Origin of the sequence: Falsirhodobacter deserti, from assembly GCF_004015795.1 — a bacterium.
GTDB lineage: Bacteria > Pseudomonadota > Alphaproteobacteria > Rhodobacterales > Rhodobacteraceae > Falsirhodobacter > Falsirhodobacter deserti.
In genome coordinates, this window is the sequence record NZ_ML137218.1 from 1,237,911 (window position 1) to 1,257,370 (window position 19,460).

At 63.4% G+C, this 19,460-nt stretch carries 21 protein-coding genes and 1 tRNA gene; 13 read left to right on the plus strand and 9 right to left on the minus strand.

Annotated features, from left to right (window positions below; genetic code table 11):
- Window positions 1-82: 82 nt before the first annotated feature.
- Both rocF and gyrA read left to right on the plus strand, forming a co-directional pair.
- Window positions 83-1,009, plus strand: a complete 927-nt coding sequence (gene rocF, locus JX25_RS06240; protein WP_128254194.1) for an arginase — start codon at window positions 83-85, stop codon at window positions 1,007-1,009.
- A gap of 101 nt (window positions 1,010-1,110) precedes the next feature.
- On the plus strand, window positions 1,111-3,807 hold the full coding sequence (gyrA, locus tag JX25_RS06245; protein ID WP_421780790.1) for a DNA gyrase subunit A: 2,697 nt from the start codon (window positions 1,111-1,113) through the stop codon (window positions 3,805-3,807).
- Here gyrA and JX25_RS06250 read toward each other — a convergent pair.
- A complete protein-coding gene (locus JX25_RS06250; RefSeq protein ID WP_128254196.1) occupies window positions 3,783-4,793 on the minus strand; it encodes an AI-2E family transporter in 1,011 nt (336 codons plus the stop codon). The two genes, gyrA and JX25_RS06250, sit on opposite strands and share 25 nt — an antisense overlap.
- Window positions 4,794-4,889: 96 nt before the next feature.
- Here JX25_RS06250 and trmFO point away from each other — a divergent pair, with 96 nt between their 5' ends.
- Together trmFO and gluQRS are read left to right on the plus strand one after the other, a co-directional pair.
- Window positions 4,890-6,224 carry a methylenetetrahydrofolate--tRNA-(uracil(54)-C(5))-methyltransferase (FADH(2)-oxidizing) TrmFO gene (gene trmFO, locus JX25_RS06255; protein ID WP_128254197.1) on the plus strand — a complete coding sequence of 445 codons (1,335 nt, stop codon included), beginning with the start codon at window positions 4,890-4,892 and terminating at the stop codon, window positions 6,222-6,224.
- Window positions 6,209-7,039: a tRNA glutamyl-Q(34) synthetase GluQRS gene (gluQRS, locus tag JX25_RS06260; protein ID WP_128254198.1), complete on the plus strand. Its 831-nt coding sequence runs from the start codon at window positions 6,209-6,211 to the stop codon at window positions 7,037-7,039. Before trmFO ends, gluQRS begins: the two co-directional genes overlap by 16 nt.
- Here gluQRS and JX25_RS06265 read toward each other — a convergent pair.
- Window positions 7,036-7,752, minus strand: a complete 717-nt coding sequence (locus JX25_RS06265) for a GNAT family N-acetyltransferase (RefSeq protein ID WP_128254199.1) — start codon at window positions 7,750-7,752, stop codon at window positions 7,036-7,038. The two genes, gluQRS and JX25_RS06265, sit on opposite strands and share 4 nt — an antisense overlap.
- A 100-nt stretch (window positions 7,753-7,852) precedes the next feature.
- On the opposite strand from JX25_RS06265, the gene msrB reads away from it, so the two are divergent.
- A complete protein-coding gene (gene msrB, locus JX25_RS06270; protein ID WP_128254200.1) occupies window positions 7,853-8,248 on the plus strand; it encodes a peptide-methionine (R)-S-oxide reductase MsrB in 396 nt (131 codons plus the stop codon).
- Here msrB and JX25_RS06275 read toward each other — a convergent pair.
- Window positions 8,245-8,706 (minus strand): outer membrane protein assembly factor BamE, encoded by a 462-nt coding sequence (locus JX25_RS06275; RefSeq protein WP_128254201.1) that lies wholly within the window; start codon window positions 8,704-8,706, stop codon window positions 8,245-8,247. The two genes, msrB and JX25_RS06275, sit on opposite strands and share 4 nt — an antisense overlap.
- Window positions 8,707-8,795: 89 nt before the next feature.
- Here JX25_RS06275 and JX25_RS06280 point away from each other — a divergent pair, with 89 nt between their 5' ends.
- From JX25_RS06280 to JX25_RS06315, 8 genes are all read left to right on the plus strand, one after another.
- Window positions 8,796-9,341, plus strand: a complete 546-nt coding sequence (locus JX25_RS06280; protein WP_128254202.1) for a YceD family protein — start codon at window positions 8,796-8,798, stop codon at window positions 9,339-9,341.
- A 150-nt stretch (window positions 9,342-9,491) separates the two neighbouring features.
- Window positions 9,492-9,698: a 50S ribosomal protein L32 gene (rpmF, locus tag JX25_RS06285; RefSeq protein ID WP_128254203.1), complete on the plus strand. Its 207-nt coding sequence runs from the start codon at window positions 9,492-9,494 to the stop codon at window positions 9,696-9,698.
- Between the two features lie 26 nt (window positions 9,699-9,724).
- Window positions 9,725-10,831 (plus strand): phosphate acyltransferase PlsX, encoded by a 1,107-nt coding sequence (plsX, locus tag JX25_RS06290; protein WP_128254204.1) that lies wholly within the window; start codon window positions 9,725-9,727, stop codon window positions 10,829-10,831.
- Window positions 10,828-11,784, plus strand: coding sequence for a beta-ketoacyl-ACP synthase III (locus JX25_RS06295; RefSeq protein WP_128254205.1), 957 nt, complete (start codon window positions 10,828-10,830; stop codon window positions 11,782-11,784). The genes plsX and JX25_RS06295 overlap by 4 nt, the downstream gene beginning before the upstream one ends.
- A 75-nt stretch (window positions 11,785-11,859) precedes the next feature.
- Window positions 11,860-12,162, plus strand: coding sequence for an integration host factor subunit alpha (gene ihfA / locus JX25_RS06300; protein WP_128254206.1), 303 nt, complete (start codon window positions 11,860-11,862; stop codon window positions 12,160-12,162).
- 12 nt (window positions 12,163-12,174) lie between these two features.
- Complete coding sequence (locus tag JX25_RS15070; RefSeq protein WP_241557866.1) at window positions 12,175-12,855, plus strand: MerR family transcriptional regulator; 681 nt, start codon at window positions 12,175-12,177, stop codon at window positions 12,853-12,855.
- 65 nt (window positions 12,856-12,920) lie between these two features.
- Window positions 12,921-12,998: transfer RNA gene (locus JX25_RS06310), tRNA-Pro, on the plus strand.
- Window positions 12,999-13,053: 55 nt separating this feature from the next.
- The gene (locus JX25_RS06315) at window positions 13,054-14,112 is read left to right on the plus strand and encodes a 2'-deoxycytidine 5'-triphosphate deaminase (protein WP_128254207.1); all 1,059 of its coding nucleotides are present in this window, start codon (window positions 13,054-13,056) and stop codon (window positions 14,110-14,112) included.
- On the opposite strand, the gene JX25_RS06320 is transcribed toward JX25_RS06315, so the two are convergent.
- From JX25_RS06320 to argS, 6 genes are all read right to left on the minus strand, one after another.
- Window positions 14,109-14,306: a hypothetical protein gene (locus JX25_RS06320; RefSeq protein WP_128254208.1), complete on the minus strand. Its 198-nt coding sequence runs from the start codon at window positions 14,304-14,306 to the stop codon at window positions 14,109-14,111. The genes JX25_RS06315 and JX25_RS06320 overlap by 4 nt on opposite strands.
- A gap of 2 nt (window positions 14,307-14,308) precedes the next feature.
- Entirely contained in the window at window positions 14,309-14,899 is a 591-nt protein-coding gene (scpB, locus tag JX25_RS06325) for an SMC-Scp complex subunit ScpB (RefSeq protein WP_128254209.1), read from the minus strand.
- A complete protein-coding gene (locus tag JX25_RS06330; RefSeq protein WP_128254210.1) occupies window positions 14,896-15,663 on the minus strand; it encodes a segregation and condensation protein A in 768 nt (255 codons plus the stop codon). Before JX25_RS06330 ends, scpB begins: the two co-directional genes overlap by 4 nt.
- Before the next feature lie 4 nt (window positions 15,664-15,667).
- Window positions 15,668-16,660 (minus strand): beta-N-acetylhexosaminidase, encoded by a 993-nt coding sequence (gene nagZ / locus JX25_RS06335; protein ID WP_128254211.1) that lies wholly within the window; start codon window positions 16,658-16,660, stop codon window positions 15,668-15,670.
- A complete protein-coding gene (locus JX25_RS06340) occupies window positions 16,657-17,631 on the minus strand; it encodes an SPOR domain-containing protein (RefSeq protein ID WP_128254212.1) in 975 nt (324 codons plus the stop codon). Before JX25_RS06340 ends, nagZ begins: the two co-directional genes overlap by 4 nt.
- 68 nt (window positions 17,632-17,699) lie before the next feature.
- A complete protein-coding gene (argS, locus tag JX25_RS06345) occupies window positions 17,700-19,442 on the minus strand; it encodes an arginine--tRNA ligase (protein WP_128254213.1) in 1,743 nt (580 codons plus the stop codon).
- Window positions 19,443-19,460: the final 18 nt, after the last annotated feature.

Sequence of the window (19,460 nt, forward strand, 5' to 3'; positions counted from 1 at the left end):
CCTTAAACGGGGATGCGCCGATATTGAATAGCATCCCGCGAAGGTGATCCTATGTTGCGACGGGAACTGCGAAGGAGGATAGATGAAACATTCCTGCATCCTGATCGGCGCTCCGGTCGACAGTGGCCAACGGCGCGCGGGCTGCCTGATGGGGCCCGCAGCTTATCGCGTGGCCGGGCTTGGCGCGACTCTGACCGCGCTTGGTCACGGGGTGGAGGATCGCGGCGACGTCGCCCTGCCCCCGCTGAGGGAGGTTTCGGGCTCCAACGCCGCCGTGCATGACCTTGCCGAAACCGTCGGCTGGACCGAGGCCTTGTCGGCCACCGTCCAGTCCGCCCTGTCCGACGGCGGCTTTCCGGTGGTGATGGGCGGGGATCATTCGCTTGCCCTCGGTTCCGTTGCGGGGGCTGCGGCCCATGCCCACGCGGTGGGGCGCCCGCTGTTCCTTCTGTGGCTGGACGCCCATTCGGATTTCCACACCCCGCACACCACGACATCGGGGAACCTGCACGGAACGCCCGTCGCCTATATCGCCGGGCGCGAGGGGTTCGAAGCCTTCCCCCCGTTCCCCGCCCCGCTGCCGCCGCGCAACATCTGCCTGTTCGGCATCCGGTCGGTCGATCCCGAGGAACATGCTGCCCTTCTGGATCATGAGATCGAGATAAACGACATGCGGGTGCTGGATGAATTCGGGATCGTCGCCCCCCTGCGCTCGTTCCTTGACAAGGTGCGCGAGGCGGACGGGATGCTGCACGTCTCGCTGGATGTGGATTTCCTTGATCCCTCCATCGCACCTGCCGTCGGCACCACGGTTCCGGGCGGCACCACCTTCCGCGAGGCGCATCTGGTGATGGAGCTGTTGCACGAATCCGGCCTTGTCACCTCGCTTGACCTGGTGGAACTGAACCCTTTTCTGGATGAACGCGGGCGCACGGCGAAGATGATGGTGGATCTTGTGGGGTCCTTGATGGGACGCAAGGTTTTTGACCGTCCGACCCGCAGCTTCTGAGGGTCGTTTTACCCGCCGCCATTGTGCCGACTGGCCCCTGCGGCTATAGTCGGCACAACGGAAAAACCAGAAAGCGCGCAGACGTGACCGATACCCCCGACATCCCTGACAACGCTGACGAAAATCCGGATCGCGGCCCGCTTACGCCGCAGGTCTCCATCAGCCAGGAGATGCGGACGGCTTATCTTGATTACGCGATGAGCGTGATCGTCAGCCGCGCCATCCCCGATCTGCGCGACGGGCTGAAACCGGTGCACCGCCGCATCCTGCACGCGATGAACGAAAGCGGGAACGGCCATGACAAGCCCTATCGCAAATCGGCCCGTCCGGTGGGCGACACGATGGGGAAATACCACCCGCATGGCGACAGCGCGATCTATGACGCGCTGGTGCGGATGGCGCAGCCCTTCTCCATGAGCCTGAAGCTGCTGGACGGCCAAGGCAACTTCGGGTCCATGGACGGCGACAGCGCCGCCGCCATGCGCTATACCGAGGTGCGGATGGACAAGCCCGCTGCCTTCCTGCTTGCCGATATCGACAAGGACACGGTCGATTTCCAGGACAACTATGACGGCAAGGACCGTGAGCCCACGGTTCTGCCGGCCCGTTTCCCCAACATGCTGGTCAACGGCGCAGGCGGCATCGCCGTCGGCATGGCCACGAACATCCCCCCCCACAACCTGGGCGAGGTGATCGACGGCACGCTGGCCCTGATCGAAAACCCGGACCTGTCGACCGAAGGGCTGATGGAAATCATCCCTGCCCCCGATTTCCCCACGGGCGGCCTGATCCTTGGCCGGTCGGGCGCGCGCAAGGCCTATCTTGAAGGCCGCGGCTCTGTCATCATCCGCTGCAAGACCCGCGTGGAAGAGGTCCGCAAGGACCGCTATGCCATCGTCATCGACGAGATTCCCTATCAGGTGAACAAATCCTCGATGATCGAGAAGATCGCAGAGATGGTGCGCGAGAAGAAGATCGAGGGCATCGCGAGCGTTGCCGACGAATCCGACCGCGTGGGCGTTCGCGTCGTGATCGAACTGAAGCGCGATGCGACGCCGGACGTGGTGCTGAACCAGCTGTGGCGCTTCACGCCGATGCAAACCTCTTTCGGGTGCAACATGCTGGCGCTGAACGGTGGCCGCCCCGAGCAACTGACGCTGCGCGACTTCCTGACCCACTTCATCACATTCCGCGAAGATGTCGTTGCCCGCCGCACCGCGTTCGAGCTGAACAAGGCGCGCGAACGCAGCCACATCCTGTGCGGTCTTGCCGTTGCAGTGTCCAACGTGGACGAAGTCGTGGCCACGATCCGCGCCTCGGCCGATCCGGCGCAAGCGCGTGAAAAGCTGATGACGCGCCGTTGGCCGGCAGAAGAGATCGCGCCTTATATCCGCCTGATCGACGATCCGACCCACACGATGAACGATGACGGAACCTACAACCTGTCGGAAGCGCAGGCACGTGCGATCCTTGAATTGCGCCTGCAACGCCTGACGGCGATGGGTGTCAAGGAAGTCACGGACGAACTTCAGGAACTGGCCGCGAAGATCCGCGACTACCTGGAAATTCTTGGCAGCCGTGATCGCATCATGTCCATCATCTCGGACGAACTGCGCGAGGTTCGTGACCTGTTCGCCGTGCCGCGCCGCACGGAAATCGCCGACTGGTCCGGCGACATGGAAGACGAGGACCTGATCGAGCGTGAGGACATGGTCGTGACCATCACCTCGGGCGGGTACATCAAGCGCACCCCACTGGCCGAGTTCCGCAGCCAGCGCCGCGGCGGCAAGGGCCTGTCGTCGATGGCGACAAAGGAAGACGATGTCGTCACCACGCTTTTCGTGGCCAATACTCATGCGCAACTTCTGTTCTTCACGACCGACGGCATGGTCTACAAGCTGAAGACATGGCGCCTGCCCCTGGCCAGCCGCCAGGCACGTGGCAAGGCCATCGTCAACATCCTGCCGATCCAGCCCGGCATCTCCATCGCGGCCCTTCTGAAGATCGATGAGCCGGAGGAGGAATGGGACAACCTGCAGCTCGTCTTCGCCACCAGCGAAGGCGATGTGCGGCGTAATGCGCTGTCCGATTTCACCAACGTGATGCGCAACGGCAAGATCGCGATGAAGCTGCCGGAAAACGTGACGCTGGTGAACGTCCGCGTCACGAGCGAGCAGGACGACGTCATGCTTGTCACCGCATCGGGCCGCGCGATCCGCTTCCCGTCCACCGATGTGCGGGTGTTCAAGGGCCGCGACTCCACCGGCGTGCGCGGCATCCGCCTGGGCGAGGATGACAGCGTCGTTTCCATGTCCGTGATCCGGCACTTCGAGGCTGATCCGCAGGAACGCGCCGCTTATCTGAAGATGCGCCGCGCAGCGATGGGCAATTCAGACGAAACCGAGACCGATGAAGAAGAAGCCGATGCGGGCGAGCTGTCGGTGGCCCGCTATGCCGAGATGTCGGCGGCAGAGGATATCCTGCTGACGATCACGGCAAACGGCTCGGGCAAGCTCAGCTCCAGCCACGCCTATCCGGTTCGGGGTCGTGGCGGCATGGGCGTGCGCGCCATCGATAACGGGATGCGCGGCGGGCCTCTGGTCGCCTCCTTCCCGGTGGAGATGGACGACCAGATCATGCTGGCCACGTCCACCGGCCAGTCCATCCGCGTGCCGGTGGACGGGATCAGCTTCCGGTCGCGTTCGGCTGGTGGCGTACGGGTGTTCAACACCGCAGCGGGTGAACATGTCGTATCGGTCGCACGGATCGCCGATCAGGGGGATGAGGAGGAGGGCTGACCCTCCTCCAGATAATCCGCGATGTAATGCTTGTTCGCGAGCGTCATCACGACCGCCAGGAAGGGCGTTGCCAGCGCAAAGCCCAGAAGGCCGAACAGGTATCCCAGCATAAGCTGGAACGAGATTGTCAGCGCCGGCGGCAGGGATACCAGTTCCTGCTGCAGGCGCGGCGTCACAAGATAACTCTCAATCGCCTGCACGAAGATATAAAGCCCGACGATCATCATCGCCGTGTTCATGCCTTGCGACATCCCCAGAAGGATCGCCGGAACCGCCGCCACCACCGGGCCGATATTGGGTACGAAGGTTGCGATGCCAGCCAGAACCGCAAGGATCAGCGCAAGGGGCACACCAAGAACGGTCAGTCCGATAAAGGTCAGCACGCCGATCACCAGCATGGATCCGAACTGCGCCGTCAGCCATGATCGCAGGGCGGCACCGGAATCCAGCAGCATGCGTTCCGCCCGTGGCCGAAGCTCTGGCGCGACAAGCGATTCCATGCCGCGACGATAGATGCCGGGCGAGATCGCCAGATAGATGCCGATAAACGCCACGAGGAACATGTTCCCGAGGATCCCGACCGTTGAGGAGACGGTCGCAAGAGCGCCCATGCCACTGGGGATCATGCTTTCGAAATCCACCCGCTGACTGACCTGCTGCATCCACGGATTCTCGTTCAGCAACTGCTCCAGCCGGTCGATGGCCGAAGGCAGCTGCGTGATAAGCTGGCCGAACTGTTCGAACAGCGCCTGCGATGCGCTGGTAAAGAACAGCAAGATCAGAATCGCGATCAGCAGCGAAAAGACAAGCAGCCCCCAGCCACCGCCAATTCCCGTCTTCCGGCCGATCCATGCGCCTGATCCGCGCAGGAACACGGCAACCAGAATGCCTGCAAAGATCAGCAGTGGAACCTGCGGCGCGAACAGGATGACCAAAAACACGACCGCTGCGATCAGCAGCACCGAAATCCAGCCGCGTGTTGTCATCCCTCTGATACCTCTTCATCTTTTGCTGTTGGAACGTGCGGCGGCCCCGGGGGGTTCCGGCTTCCAGAATCCTGCGGCGCAGAGTAAGACAAGGGCATGACAAAGCAACTTCATATCGTCGGCGGCGGCATGGCCGGATCCGAAGCCGCATGGCAGGCCGCGCAAATGGGCGTCCCTGTCGTCTTGCACGAAATGCGCCCACAAGTCGGCACCTTCGCCCATCGCACCGGCAGCTTCGCCGAGATGGTCTGCTCCAACTCTTTCCGCTCGGATGATGATGAACGGAACGCGGTGGGCCTGTTGCACTGGGAAATGCGCGCGGCGGACGGGCTGATCATGCAAACGGCGGCAGCCCATCGCCTGCCCGCCGGCGGCGCGCTGGCCGTTGACCGCGATCCCTTCGCCGAAGATGTGACTGCCCGCCTTCGCAGCCACCCCCTCATCACGGTGGCCGAGGGCGAGGTGACCGAGCTTCCAGCCGATGGCCAGTGGATCTTCGCGACCGGCCCGCTCACCTCGCCCGCGCTGGCCGAGGCGATCGGCAAGGTGACGGGCGCCCAAAGCCTTGCCTTCTTCGACGCCATCGCCCCCATCGTTTATGCCGACACGGTGGACATGACCATCGCGTGGCGCCAGTCCCGCTATGACAAGGGTGAAACGGAGGAGGAGCGGACGGCCTACCTCAACTGTCCGATGACCAAGGCCGAATACGAGGCATTCATCGACGCAATGATGGCCGCCGACAAGGCCGAGTTCCGCGAAGGTGAGACGGCAGGCTATTTCGATGGCTGCCTTCCGATCGAGGTGATGGCCGAACGGGGCCGCGAAACGCCGCGCCACGGGCCGATGAAACCCGTGGGCCTGACAAACCCGCACAAGCCCGAGGAAAAGCCCTATGCCGTGGTGCAGCTGCGCCGCGACAACAAGCTGGGTACGCTTTACAACATCGTCGGCTTCCAGACGAAAATGAAGTATGGCGCACAGACAGAAGTGTTCCGCATGATCCCGGGCCTGCAGGATGCGAAGTTCGCGCGGCTTGGTGGCATTCATCGCAACACCTTCCTGAACTCCCCCACATTGCTGGATGACCGGATGCGCCTGCGTGCGCAGCCCAATATCCGCTTTGCCGGTCAGGTCACGGGTGTTGAAGGGTACGTGGAAAGCGCGGCGATGGGCCTGCTGGCCGGCCGCATGGCCGCGGCAGAGATTCTTGGCCGGGACCTGCCCCCGCCGCCGCCGGAAACGGCAACGGGCGCATTGATCACCCACATCACCGGCGGGGCCGAGGCGAAGACCTTCCAGCCGATGAACGTGAACTTCGGCCTGTTCCCCCCGATCGAGGCGAAGGGCGGCCGCCGCGGGCGCAAGGACCGCTACAAGGCCTATACCGACCGCGCCAAGGAAGCGTTCGGCGCATGGCTGGCTATGTAACGCGGTTCGCCCCGTCGCCGACGGGGCCGCTGCATCTGGGGCATGCCTTTTCGGCACTGACCGCATGGCAGCGCGCAGGGGACGCAGGGGGCATCGCGCTGCTGCGGATCGAGGATCTCGACCGCTCCCGCGCCCGCGCGGCGTGGGAGGAGCAGATATTCGAAGACCTGCGCTGGCTGGGCCTGGACTGGCCAAAGCCCGTGCTGCGCCAGTCGGACCGGCAGGCGGCCTATGACGCCGCACTGGCGCGGCTTGCACCCTTCACCTATCCCTGCCGCTGCACCCGTGCCGATATCCGCGCGGCGCTGAACGCCCCGCAGGAAGGCGCGATGGGACCGGACGGGCTGATCTATCCCGGCACGTGTCGCCATCGCAGCATGAACGAGGCCGGGCCGGAGGATACGATCCGGCTTGATATGGCCAAGGCGATGCAGGGAGTTGCGGTTTCCTTCACCGAAACGGGCCTGCAGGCGGGGCAATTCAGATACGATGCAAACCATATGGTGCAGCAGGTGGGGGACGTGATCCTGTCGCGCCGCGGCATGGGCGCGGCCTATCATCTGGCCGTAGTTGTGGATGACGCGCATCAGGGCGTGACCGAGGCGGTGCGCGGCGCGGACCTGTTCGATGCCACGCCCATCCATGCACTCCTGGTGCGGCTTCTGGGCCTGCCAGAGGTGCGATACCATCACCACCGTCTGATACGCGACGATCAGGGGCGCAGGCTTGCCAAGCGCGATGATGCCCGCGCCATCGCCACGTTCCGACAAGAGGGCGCAACGCCCGATGATATCCGCCGCATGGTGGGGCTCTAGGTCGCGATCGCGCGCAGCATGCTGGCACGGGCCGCAGGGATCGCCTTGATCTCCAGCCCCGTGAAGACGTGCAGCGTGTTCATCTGTCGGTCTACCACCGCGTGGTCCGAAACCCAGCCCCCCATCACCAGATAGCTGCGAAGCAGGGGCGGCATCGCGCGCAGGGCCTTCTGCATGTCGGGCCGGTGGTCGCGCAGGCGGCGGGCAAAGCGGAACACCCTTGGGGCTTTCACACGCGGCAGCCAGCGCTTTGGTGCAAGGTGCCCCTGCCGCAGCAGTGCAAAGCTGTCCTGATACATCTCCGGCTCCACCCCGCGGAAGGACGAACAGCCGAACAAAAGCTGCGCGTCCGAGGAGGAGACATATCTTGCCATAGCGCCCCATGCGATCCGCAGGATATCCGGGTCCCGCCGCTCGGGCGCCACGCAGAAGCGGCCCATCTCGATCATGGTGCCGTCAAAGCCGTTCAGGCCCGCCAAGCCATAGAACTGCGCCGAATAACTGCGGTCGATCTGTCCCGGCGGCAGGCGCAGCAGGCGATAGCAGGCAACAAGCTCCTCGCCCTCCTCGATCAGGATATGGGTGCAGATGTCGTCAAAGGCGTCGCAGTCAGGCTCTGCCAAGCCGAAGGCACGCGTCCGCAGGGCCTGTGCGCGGGCGATATCGCCAGATCCGGCGGCCTCGCGTGCCCTGTACCGTCCACGAACCAGCATCCCGTCCTCCTTGGAGTTCCCTCCGCGCTTGCCTACATAATGCTTCAACAGGTCATGCCTTCAAGGCGTGACGCCCGTGCGACAGCTTCAGGAGATGCAGATGGTCGAAAAAATCATCAAAAGCGATGCCGATTGGCGCGAACAACTGACCGACGAGCAATATCGGGTGACGCGCAAGCACGGCACCGAACGCCCCGGCAGCCACGAGGATCTGCCAACCGAGGCCGGAACCTTCACCTGCATCTGCTGCGGTGCCCCCTTGTTCGAACAGGAAACGAAGTTTGAAAGCCATTGCGGCTGGCCCTCGTTCTATGCCCCGGCAGATGAAGAAACTGTAGGCATGTCACGTGATGATTCTTTCGGAATGCAGCGGATCGAAGTTCACTGCAACCGCTGCGATGCCCATCTGGGGCATGTCTTTCCCGACGGGCCGCAGCCGACAGGCCTGCGTTACTGCATCAACGGTGTGGCGTTGAATTTCGCACCGAAGGATTAATCGTCGATCACCTGGTCGGCCCGCATGCGGCCGACCGATCCGAACAACTGGCGCAGGAAGGTGCTGCCTTCGATCCCGCTGTTGGTCACGCGGCGCGACAAGGGAACGATGCGCCCCTGCTCCAGCCCGAAGCGTTCGACATTGCTGACGCGGCCCTGGCCGTCGAAGCTGATCGCCACCACCTCGCGGTCCACTTCCTTGCGGGAAAGGCCGAACGTGCGGAAGCGGCTTTGGATGTAATACCAGCCGTTTTCGTTCAAAAGCGCCGTGGTGGCCGGACGGCCGACGGCCTCTGCCACCTGGTCACGCGTTGCGCCGATCTGGATGGATGCAAGATCCTGATCCATCGGGACATAGCCGTGGTTGCGATAGATCGGGGCACAGGCGACCACGGATATCAGGGCAAGCCCGGCAACCGTGTTGCGAAGCAATGCCAATTTACGTGCTGCCAAAGCCATGCCCACCCCTTGCCTTGCGGGCCGTGGGCCCATATCGACCATTGGCTTAACAGAAGGCAGCGCCCCTGTTCAAGAAAGGAAGCGCACAGATGCACGACGAACCGCAGAACCACATCCTTCGCGTTGCGACCCTGCCCACCCGCAAGCCGCACCGCTTCCGACTGCGCCCCACCGACGCGGAACTGCGCCGCATGGCACAGGATCTGAAGATCACCTCCATCTCCGGCCTTGTGTTCGAAGGGGATATCCGCGCCGAAGGCCGTGAAGACTTCCGGCTGGAGGGAAAATTGAAGGCGGTGGTGGAACAGCCCTGCGTTGTCACGCTGGCCCCGGTGAAAACGCGGATCGACACCCGGCTTCACCGCAAATACATCGCCCGCTTCACCACCCCCATGGCCGACGAGGCCGAGATGCCGGAGGACGACACGCAGGAACCCCTGCCCGAGGTGATCGACCTGCTGGCGGTTGCTTCAGAAGAGCTGGCCCTGTCGCTTCCGCTTTACCCGCGGGCCGAAGGGGCCGAACTGGGCGAGGCTGTTTTCGCCCCTCCGGGAGCGGAACCGTTGAAAGATGCCGATCTTCGCCCTTTTGCCGGGCTTCAGGCCTTGAAAGACAAGCTGAAGGATGGCAATTAGGCGCGAGGATTGGGGCTTGCATCGCGAGAAGATTTCGCTATGTTCCGCGCCTCATCGAACAGGTAATCGCTCCCTTCGCATTTGCGGCGGTTGTCGGTTTCAAAGGTAACACAAGGGGCCGCGTCCCCTCATAAAGCTGAGGTCGAGACAATGGCTGTCCCGCAGAACCGCGTCACGAAATCCCGCCGCAACATGCGCCGTTCGCATGATGCACTCGTTGCCGGCAACCCGGCAGAGTGCTCCAACTGCGGCGAACTGAAGCGCCCGCACCACGTTTGCGGCGCTTGCGGCCACTATGATTCGCGCGAAGTCGTCGCAACGTCGACCGACGTCGATCTGGACGACGACGCGGCATAAGCCGCGCCCTCGCGCCGATTTTTCCGATGTCGCTCGAAACGAAGACCCCGGCGATCGGCGCAACGCGTAAGATCGTCATATCGGTCGACGCCATGGGCGGCGATCGGGGTCCGGCTGCCGTTGTGGCCGGACTTGTCGCATCTGCCGAGAAGAACCCTGAAATCAACTTCATCGTCCATGGCGATGAGGGTGAGATCAGGCGTCTTCTTGATAAGCGCAAGACGCTGGCAGGGCGCTATGAAGTTCGTCACGCCCCCCGCGTCGTGACGATGCAAGACAAGCCAAGCCAAGTGATGCGCAGCGGTCAGGACACCTCGATGTGGTCCACGATCGAATCCGTTCGCTTGGGCGAGGCGCATGCGGCCGTTTCCTGCGGCAATACCGGCGCGCTCATGGCTGTGTCCATGCTGCGCCTGCGCAAGATCCCGGGCGTGAACCGCCCCGCGATCGCGGCCCTTTGGCCTTCTCGCAATCCCGGCGGCTTCAATGTCATCCTCGACGTCGGTGCCGATGTGCGCGCCGATTCCGAAGACCTGCTTCAATATGGTCTGATGGGCGCATCCTATGCCCGAAACGGGATGGATCTTCAGCGCCCCCGCGTCGGCCTGCTGAATGTCGGCACGGAAGAACACAAGGGCCGCCCCGGCATGAAAGAGGCCTATGACCTCATGGCGGCCAATGCCGAGGGCGGCAGCTATGACTTTGTTGGCTTCGTGGAGGGTGGAGACATCCCCGCCGATCGCTGCGACGTGATCGTGACTGACGGTTTCACCGGAAACATCGCCATCAAGACGGGCGAAGGCACTGCCAAGATCATCTCGGACTTCCTGCGCGACGCGTTCCGCGCGACGTTCCTGTCCAAGATGGCGGCGGTTCTCGCTCTTGCTTCGTTGAAACGCCTGCAGAAGCGGATCGACCCGCGCCGCGTGAACGGCGGCGTTTTCCTTGGCCTGAATGGCACGGTCGTGAAAAGCCACGGTGCGGCGGATGCCACGGGTGTATCCTCGGCCATCAAGCTGGCGTTCCAGCTTGCCAAGTCCGGATTCAATGACCGGTTGGCAGCGCAGGTTGCTTCGGCCGCTGCGGCAGTGCAGGATGCCGCGATAATCACGAAGGACGGAACCACCGGATGACTTTGCGTGCCGTTGTCAAAGGCGTCGGGCACTATTTGCCCGAACGTGTCGTTCCCAACTCGGAGTTCGAAGCGCGGATCGATACCTCGGATGAATGGATCCGCAGCCGCACCGGGATCGAACGGCGCCACATCGTTGCCGAAGGGCAAACGACGACGGATATCGCTGCGCGCGCCGCGCGTGCGGCTTTGGCCGATGCCGGACTGACTGTTGCCGATATCGACGCGCTGATCGTCGCCACCTCCACCCCCGATCTGACCTTCCCCTCTGTCGCCTCCATGGTTCAGGGAGAGTTGGGGATGGAGCAAGGCTTCGCGTTCGACGTTCAGGCGGTGTGCGCCGGCTTCATCTTCGCGCTGACCAATGCAGACGGTCTGATCCGTTCGGGTCAGGCGAACCGCGTGCTGGTCATCGGAGCCGAGACATTCTCGCGCCTGATGGACTGGGAAGACCGGACAACCTCGGTCCTGTTCGGCGACGGTGCGGGCGCGCTGGTGCTGGAGGGTGCCGAAGGCGAACGGGGCATTCTGGCCTCCGACCTGCACAGCGACGGGCGCTTCCGTGATCTGCTTTACGTTGATGGCGGCACCTCCACCGGTACAACCGGCCACCTGAAGATGCAGGGGCGCGAGATTTTCCGCCACGCGGTGGAAAAGCTGGCCGCAACTGCCCATACCTCGCTGGAGAAGGCGGGCCTGTCGGCAGATGATGTAGACTGGATCGTGCCGCATCAGGCCAACCTGCGCATCATCAGCGCGACGGCCCAACGCATGGGCCTTCCGATGGAAAAGGTTGTGGTGACCGTTCAGGATCACGGCAACACGTCTGCCGCCTCCATCCCGCTTGCGCTTTCCGTCGGCAAGGAACGTGGGCAGATCAAGCAGGGCGATGTTGTGGTGACCGAAGCGATCGGCGGCGGCCTTGCCTGGGGATCAGCCGTCATTCGCTGGTAAGACAACCTGAGGTTGTTTGCTTGACAGGGATGGGGTCCCGCCCCATCCTTTCAAGAAAGTCCAACGGGGGGAACCATGGGCGGTAAAACTCTGACTCGAATGGATCTTAGCGAAGCGGTGTTCCGGGAGGTCGGCCTGTCACGCAACGAATCCGCGCAGCTGGTGGAAAGTGTGCTGCAGCACGTTTCCGACGCGCTTGCCGCTGGCGAGCAGGTCAAAATCTCCAGTTTCGGCACGTTTTCCGTGCGCGACAAGGCTGCACGTGTGGGCCGGAATCCCAAGACCGGGGATGAAGTGCCGATCAGCCCTCGCCGCGTGTTGACGTTTCGTCCCTCGCACCTGATGAAGGATCGTGTCGTCGCGGGGACGAAAAAGTAGCACGAGGACTGAATGGAGAAATCGGCCGAAGCCTTCCGCACCATCAGCGAGGTGGCCGACATCCTGCAAACGCCGGCCCATGTGCTGCGCTTTTGGGAAAGCCGCTTTCCGCAGATCAAGCCGGTCAAGCGTGCCGGAGGGCGCCGCTATTACCGCCCATCGGATGTCGCACTTCTGACCGGCATCCGCCGCCTGTTGCATGATGACGGCATGACGATTCGCGGCGTTCAGAAAATTCTGCGCGAACAGGGGGTCCGCCGGGTGGCTGAGATGGGCCGGCAGGACGAAGCGGCATTCATCGAACTTGCCGAAGATTCGTTCGTTGCCGAGGTGCACCCCTTCCCGCAACGCGGCCCTGCCCCGACCCGAGATACGACACAAGATGCCGGCTGGACATTCTCCCCCGCGTCCGAAGATGAAGAGGATGCTTCCGTGACCGAGGAAGAGTTTTTTGCCCGATCCGGCACCGAGGACATCGTCGAAGATGGCCCGCCCCCGCCGCTGGGCCTTGCCGATGCGGCGCTGGCGCGCGAACGCGCCCAACGCCTGCGTGAAGCGCCGGAAAACCAACCGGCCCTGCCTTTCCTGATCCTGCGTTTGCTGGCGCTGGAACCCGGCACGCTGCCTTCGGCTGTGCTGGATGACATGCACGATCGCCTGTCGACGCTGCGCCGCCGGATGGATGAAAGATAACCTCGATTTTTCCTGCGGTTTCGTCTTGCTCCTGCCGTGGAACTTGGTATGTATCCGCCCAGTGTCGGGCCGTGGCGCAGCCTGGTTAGCGCGTCCGTCTGGGGGGCGGAAGGCCGCGAGTTCGAATCTCGCCGGCCCGACCAAAACAGAAAAGCCGTCCGCAATCGCGGGCGGCTTTCTTCATATTCGGAGTCTTGCATGATCGGTGTCCTTCCTTCGCAAATGCTGCGGCAGATGATCGAAAAAGGAACCATCGCTGCGGAACAGCCGATTCTTCCCGAGCAGGTGCAACCGGCAAGCCTTGATCTGCGCCTTGGCCATCATGCCTATCGCGTGCGTGCCAGTTTCCTGACCGGCCACGGCCGCACCGTGTCCGAGCGTCTGGAAGAATTCGAGATGCATCGCATTGATCTGACAGATGGCGCGGTGCTGGAAAAGGGATGCGTTTATGTCATCCCGCTGATGGAACGCCTGGCCCTGCCCCCCCATGTTTCGGCGGTGGCGAACGCCAAAAGCTCTACCGGCCGGCTTGATCTTCTGACGCGGACCATCACCGACGGCGGCGTGGAGTTCGATCGCATCACCACGGGCTATGAAGGCCCCCTTTACGCCGAGGTTTGCCCACGGAGCTTCTCTGTACTGGTGCGGCCGGGCATGCGGTTGAACCAGCTGCGCTTGCGTTGTGGACAGGCGGTTCTGACGGATGCCGAACTGTCGGCCCTTCACGACCGGACACCGCTGGTCGATGGCAAGGCAATGATCTCTGACGGGCTGGGGTTTTCTGTTGATCTGCGGCTTGACGGGCCCGCAGGCTATCGTGCGAAACCCCATACCGGCGTCGTCGATCTGGCGCGCATCGGACATTATCCGGCCGCGGACTTCTGGGAAGAGGTGCACGCGACCGAGGGGCGTATCATCCTTGACCCGGGCGCGTTCTACATCCTTGTCAGTCGTGAGGCTGTTAGCATTCCGCCCGACCATGCTGCCGAAATGGCCCCTTATCTGGCGATGGTTGGGGAATTCCGCGTCCACTATGCCGGCTTCTTCGACCCCGGTTTCGGCCATGGGACGGGCAGCGGTTCACGCGGTGTGCTTGAGGTGCGGTGCCATGAAGCACCCTTTGCGCTTGAACACGGGCAGATCGTGGGCCGACTGGTTTATGAACGCATGAGCGAAGCACCGGACCTGCTTTATGGGGCCGGCATCGCCTCGAACTATCAAGGCCAGGGGTTGAAGCTGGCCAAGCATTTCCGCTAACGCAGGCGGCGCGTGATCCGCGAAAGCTTGCGCGCCCGCTGCGCCATCTTCTGCATCTTTTGTGCCTTGGCACGCTCCTCGGGTGTCATCTGCGCGGGGTCCTTGCCCCTGCGCGAGGCATAGTCGATCCCTTTGGTCACGACCTTGCCCATCACCATCCCGATGAGCATTCTTTGCAGCATCCTGAACATCATCGTCAGTCCTCGCCCTGTTGCGATTCGTCCGCCGCTGAGTCCATCATGGCCGGAGCGGGTCGATTATCAAGCAATCCTGCCTCGCGAAGTTCCTTCACACCTGGAAGATCGCGCGCACTCTCCAGCCCGAAATGATCAAGGAACTGTTCGGTCACAACAAAGGTGGCCGGACGGCCCGGCGTCATGCGGCGGCGGCCAAGGCGGATCCATTCAAGTTCCAGCAACTGGTCCAGCGTTCCGCGGCTAACAGCCACGCCGCGGATCTCTTCGATCTCGGCCCGGGTGACGGGTTGGTGATAGGCGACGATTGCAAGCGTTTCGATGCCTGCTCGCGACAGCTTGCGCGTTTCTACTACGTCCCGCTGCATCAGGAATCCAAGATCGGGCGCAGTGCGAAAGGCCCAGCGATCCTGCACACGCACCAGCCGCACACCCCGGCCTTCATAATGCTTTCGCAGATTGGCAAGCGCCTGCGCGGCGTCTGCCCCTTCTGGCAGGCGCGCGGCGAGTTCCGCCACGGACACCGGCTCGGCCGAGGCGAAAAGCACCGCTTCCACCATCCGTTCCTGTTCGGCGATTGGAATACCCGTCATGCCCGCCGCCTTATCAGGATGGGGGCGAAGGTGCCGCCCTGACGCAGGTCGATCTGCCCACGCTTCGCCATTTCCAGCACGGCCGAGAAATGCGCAGCCGTGACCGAGCGGCGGCGCATCGGATGCGTATCCCAGCCCGGCGGAAGCCAATCGGCCAGATCCCCCCATTCGCCGAAAAAGCCAAGCATGTCGCGCATCCGGTCCAGCGCCTGCTCCATCGTAAAGACATTCTGGCGGTCCATGACGAAGGGGCGGAATTCGTCCTTCGTGCGCAGCCGCGCATATGCGCGCATCAGGTCGATCAGGCTTGCGGACCAATTGGTGCGCCGATGCTGCGTCACCTCCTCCTCCTGCCCCCGAGCGAAGAAGTCGCGCCCCTTCTGGTCACGCGCCATCAGCTGGGCTGCCGCCTCGCGCATCGCCTGCAGCCGTTCAAGCTGCCATGCCAGATGCGTTGCCAGCTCTTCTGCCGAAGGTCCCTGTTCTGCCGGATCCGGCGGAAGAAGCAGGCGCGATTTCAAATAGGCAAGCCATGCCGCCATAACCAGATAATCGGCGGCCAGTTCGATCCGAAGGCCCTTTGCCCGTTCCACGAATGCCAGATACTGTTCGGCCAGTTGCAGTACAGAGATGCGGCGCAGGTCCACTTTCTGCGTGCGCGACAGCATCAGCAGCAGGTCAAGCGGCCCCTCAAACCCCTCGACATCCACGATCAGGGATTCGTTCGCCAGCCGGTCGCTGACGCTCAGCGGATCGTTCTGCATGGACTTATGCGCCCAGAAGCGCGGCAAGTTCCGCATCGAAGGCGCGAAGATCCACGCCCTCAGGTGCCCGGCGCGCCGCCATTGCCGCCTCGCCGCGGCGCTGCGCGGCGATGTTCATGGTTCCGGCTGCCGCCGCCACTGCCCGGCGGGCGGCCATGCCACCATTGCAGTGCAGCACCACGTCGCAGCCCGCGGCGATAGCCGCCGAGGACCGATCGGCCACAGAACCGGAAAGCGCCTCCATCTCGATATCATCGGTCATCAGCAGACCATCGAAGCCGATATCCTGCCGGATCAGGTCGATCATGGTGGCCGAGCACGTGGCTGGCGCATCATCGAACACAGAAAACACGATATGCGCCGTCATCGCCATCGGCAGGTCCGACAGCGCGCGGAAGGGCGCGAAATCCCGCTCCAACTCCTCCGCCGAAGCCGTGACGGTGGGCAGATCGCGGTGACTGTCGGCAGTGGCCCGGCCATGTCCCGGCATGTGTTTCACAACCGGCAGAACGCCCTGCGCCAGATGCGCATCCGCCGCCACGCGCGCCAGATCGGCCACCACTTGGGGATCGGTGCCGTAACAGCGGTTGCGCAGGAAGGGATGGGTCGCATCCCCCGCAACATCGGCAACAGGCGCGCAGTTGGCATCGATCCCAACAGCGCGCAGTTCCGCCGCAATCAGCGTGGAACGGATCTGCATCGCCCGCACGGGATCGCTGGCCCGTTCCACCATATCAAGCGCAGGCAGATACTCGCGCCAGTGCGGGGGGCGCAGGCGCTGCACTCGTCCGCCCTCCTGGTCCACAAGGATCGGCGCGTCGCGGCCAACAGCCTCGCGCAGGTCCGCCGTCAGCCGGCGAAGCTGGTCCGGTGTATCGACATTACGCGCGAAAAGAATGAAGCCGAACGGGTTCGCATCGCGGAAGAAAGCCTTTTCTTCCGCGCTTAGTGCTGTTCCATCGCAACCGAAGATCGTGGCGCCGTATGGCAGGGTCATTGCGCCACGATTGCGATACAGGCCGCGTTCTCTGCCAGCAGCGCAGAGCAGAAACGGCGCGCATCCGCAGCATCCTCGAACCCCGTAGCGCGCAGCCGATAGAAGGTATGGCCGTTGCTGACGGCCTTCTGCACCAGAAGCGATTTCGCGCCGATCAGGTTGCCGAACTTGCCCGTCAGGCGCGTCCATTCCTTCCGCACCTGTTCCTCGGTATCGAAAGCGCCCAGCTGCACCAGATGATCGCCGGGCTTCACCGCCGATGCCGGTGTTTCCTTCCCAGCTGCCTGAACGGGCGCCGCAGGGGCGCTTGCGGCCACGGCCGAAGCCGGGCGCAGCGGGGGACGGGGCGACCGTGTGACCGCACCCGGAGGCGCAGGAGGCAGAACCTCCTCATCCTTCAACTCGGGGGGGATCAGCGTGGGATCGATGGCAGGGGGCGTGATCGCGATCTCCTGGATCGGCTCGCCCTCCACGGTGGAGGCAAGGCCCTGTTCCTCGGCGTCCTTCGCGGGCGTCGGCGGGGGTGAGGGCAAGGCTGCCGGCATCAGCACAGCACCGGTCGCACCAGTCGCCTCGGCCACGGCTTCCATGATCTCCTGGGGCGGTTCCTCGCCCTCAAGGCCCGGGCCGTCGCCAACGTCAAGCTCCACCGGACGCGGGGCGAGCATCAGTTCCTGCGGCAGGGCACCAGCGGCCCCCGTGGCCGCGATCGCATTGACCGAAAGGCCCTGATTGTCGGCGATCTGGCCACCCGGATCATCGGGGGTGATACGCATCGGGCCTTCAAGGGCGCGCACAACAGGCACGCCGCGCACATCACGCACCGTGGTGTGATAGCCCCACCATGCAAGCGCAACCACCATCGCGACCGAACTGACCGCCCCGGCAATGTTTATCACTCGTTGAAACCGGAAGCTGCGCCGCGGAACATAGTCCGCGGCTTCGAAATCGTCGAAGTCCACCTCAGCCATGTCACTGCCCCAATGCGGCGTCTGCCCACCGCGATCTTGCCTGTTCATCACGACCGGCGGGTGCCTTATCAGCGCATTTCTTCAACCGGCGTGACCCCAAGGATACCCAATCCGTTGGAAATCACAACGCCCGTCGCCCGCGCCAGTCCGATTTTCGCCTGTGCCATGGCCGGATCGTCCTGAACGAACCGCAGCGAGGGTTCATCGTTGCCCCGGTTCCACAAGCCGTGGAAGTCGGATGCAAGCTCGTAAAGGTAGAAGGCGACGCGATGCGGCTCGTTGCTGCGGGCGGCGGTTTCCACCAGACGCGGCCATTCGGCCAGCTTCTTGATCAGCGTGATCTCTGCCTCGTGCCCGAGGGCCGAGAAATCGGTGGCAGCCAGCGTCAGGTCATCAACCTCCACGCCCGCCTCGGCCGCCTTGCGCAGGACCGAGTTGATGCGTGCATTGGCGTACTGGACATAGAAGACGGGGTTATCCTTCGATTGCTCCAGCACCTTGTCGAAGTCGAAATCCAGCGGTGCGTCGTTCTTGCGCGTCAGCATCACAAAGCGGGTGACGTCCGCGCCCACCTGGTCCACCACGTCGCGCAGGGTCACGAAGGTGCCCGCTCGCTTCGACATCTTGAACGGCTCGCCGTTCTTGAACAGCTTCACGAGGTTCACGAGCTTCACGTCCAGCGGCACGCGGCCGTTCGAAAGGGCCGCAACGGCCGCCTTCATCCGCTTGACGTAACCGCCATGATCGGCGCCGAAGATGTCGATCAGCAGATCGAAGCCGCGTTCCACCTTGTCGAAGTGATAGGCGATATCGGGGGCGAAATACGTCCACGATCCGTCGGATTTCATCACCGGCCGGTCAACATCGTCGCCATGCAGGGTGGAACGGAACAGCGTTTGCTCGCGCGGCTCCCAGTCCTCGGGTGTCTTGCCCTTCGGCGGCTCCAGAACCCCTTCATAGATCAGGTCCATGTCGCGCAGCCGTTGCAGCGCAGCCTCGATCTTGCCGGTGCCGTAAAGCGCCTTTTCCGAGGAATAGACATCCATTTCCACGTTCAGCGCAGCCAGATCCTCGCGGATCATCTGCATCATCTGCGTCGTCGCGAATTCCCGCAGATCCGCCAGCCAGACGCTTTCGGGCTGGTCCAGCAGGCTGTCGCCATACTTTTCCTTCAGTGCCTGCCCCACGGGGATCAGGTAATCGCCCGGATAAAGGCCCTCGGCAATCTCCGGCTCCTGCCCGTTCGCTTCGCGGTAACGCTCATAGGCCGAACGTGCGAGCACATCGACCTGCGCGCCGCCATCGTTGATGTAATACTCGCGCGTGACGTCATAACCGGCGAAGGCCAGCAGCTTTGCCATCGCATCGCCCACGACCGCGCCACGTGTATGGCCAACATGCATCGGGCCGGTGGGGTTTGCCGAAACGAACTCCACGTTCACCTTTACGCCCTGCCCCATGGCGCTGCGGCCATAATCCCCCTGTTGCGACAGGACGGCGGCAACCAGTTGCTGCCATACGCCCGTTTTCAGGCGGATGTTCAGAAAGCCGGGACCGGCCACCTCCACCTCTGCCACCCGCTCGTCCGTGCCAAGGCGCGCGGCCAGCGCTTCGGCGATCTTGCGCGGTGGCAAGCCGGCGGGCTTGGCCAACACCATCGCAGCATTGGTGGCCATGTCGCCATGTGCCGGATCACGCGGAGGTTCCACCGCGACGTTGGCCAGATCCAGCCCCTCGGGCAGATCCCCTGCCGCCTGCATCGCGGCGATCGCCCCGGTCACGACGGTGCGGAGTTCGGTAAAGAGGTTCATGTCATTGTCCTGTCTGTC

Bases quoted from the DNA above. Each gene is read 5' to 3' on its own strand.
- JX25_RS15070 (WP_241557866.1), top strand. From the start codon at position 12,175: ATGGAGAAATCGGCCGAAGCCTTCCGCACCATCAGCGAGGTGGCCGAC.
- rocF (WP_128254194.1), top strand. From the start codon at position 83: ATGAAACATTCCTGCATCCTGATCGGCGCTCCGGTCGACAGTGGCCAA.
- plsX (WP_128254204.1), top strand. From the start codon at position 9,725: ATGTCGCTCGAAACGAAGACCCCGGCGATCGGCGCAACGCGTAAGATC.
- trmFO (WP_128254197.1), top strand. From the start codon at position 4,890: ATGACAAAGCAACTTCATATCGTCGGCGGCGGCATGGCCGGATCCGAA.
- JX25_RS06315 (WP_128254207.1), top strand. From the start codon at position 13,054: ATGATCGGTGTCCTTCCTTCGCAAATGCTGCGGCAGATGATCGAAAAA.
- scpB (WP_128254209.1), bottom strand. From the start codon at position 14,899: ATGACGGGTATTCCAATCGCCGAACAGGAACGGATGGTGGAAGCGGTG.
- JX25_RS06265 (WP_128254199.1), bottom strand. From the start codon at position 7,752: ATGCTGGTTCGTGGACGGTACAGGGCACGCGAGGCCGCCGGATCTGGC.
- JX25_RS06295 (WP_128254205.1), top strand. From the start codon at position 10,828: ATGACTTTGCGTGCCGTTGTCAAAGGCGTCGGGCACTATTTGCCCGAA.
- nagZ (WP_128254211.1), bottom strand. From the start codon at position 16,660: ATGACCCTGCCATACGGCGCCACGATCTTCGGTTGCGATGGAACAGCA.
- JX25_RS06320 (WP_128254208.1), bottom strand. From the start codon at position 14,306: ATGATGTTCAGGATGCTGCAAAGAATGCTCATCGGGATGGTGATGGGC.
- msrB (WP_128254200.1), top strand. From the start codon at position 7,853: ATGGTCGAAAAAATCATCAAAAGCGATGCCGATTGGCGCGAACAACTG.
- argS (WP_128254213.1), bottom strand. From the start codon at position 19,442: ATGAACCTCTTTACCGAACTCCGCACCGTCGTGACCGGGGCGATCGCC.
- JX25_RS06340 (WP_128254212.1), bottom strand. From the start codon at position 17,631: ATGGCTGAGGTGGACTTCGACGATTTCGAAGCCGCGGACTATGTTCCG.
- JX25_RS06275 (WP_128254201.1), bottom strand. From the start codon at position 8,706: ATGGCTTTGGCAGCACGTAAATTGGCATTGCTTCGCAACACGGTTGCC.
- gluQRS (WP_128254198.1), top strand. From the start codon at position 6,209: ATGGCTGGCTATGTAACGCGGTTCGCCCCGTCGCCGACGGGGCCGCTG.
- rpmF (WP_128254203.1), top strand. From the start codon at position 9,492: ATGGCTGTCCCGCAGAACCGCGTCACGAAATCCCGCCGCAACATGCGC.
- ihfA (WP_128254206.1), top strand. From the start codon at position 11,860: ATGGGCGGTAAAACTCTGACTCGAATGGATCTTAGCGAAGCGGTGTTC.
- JX25_RS06250 (WP_128254196.1), bottom strand. From the start codon at position 4,793: ATGACAACACGCGGCTGGATTTCGGTGCTGCTGATCGCAGCGGTCGTG.
- JX25_RS06330 (WP_128254210.1), bottom strand. From the start codon at position 15,663: ATGCAGAACGATCCGCTGAGCGTCAGCGACCGGCTGGCGAACGAATCC.
- JX25_RS06280 (WP_128254202.1), top strand. From the start codon at position 8,796: ATGCACGACGAACCGCAGAACCACATCCTTCGCGTTGCGACCCTGCCC.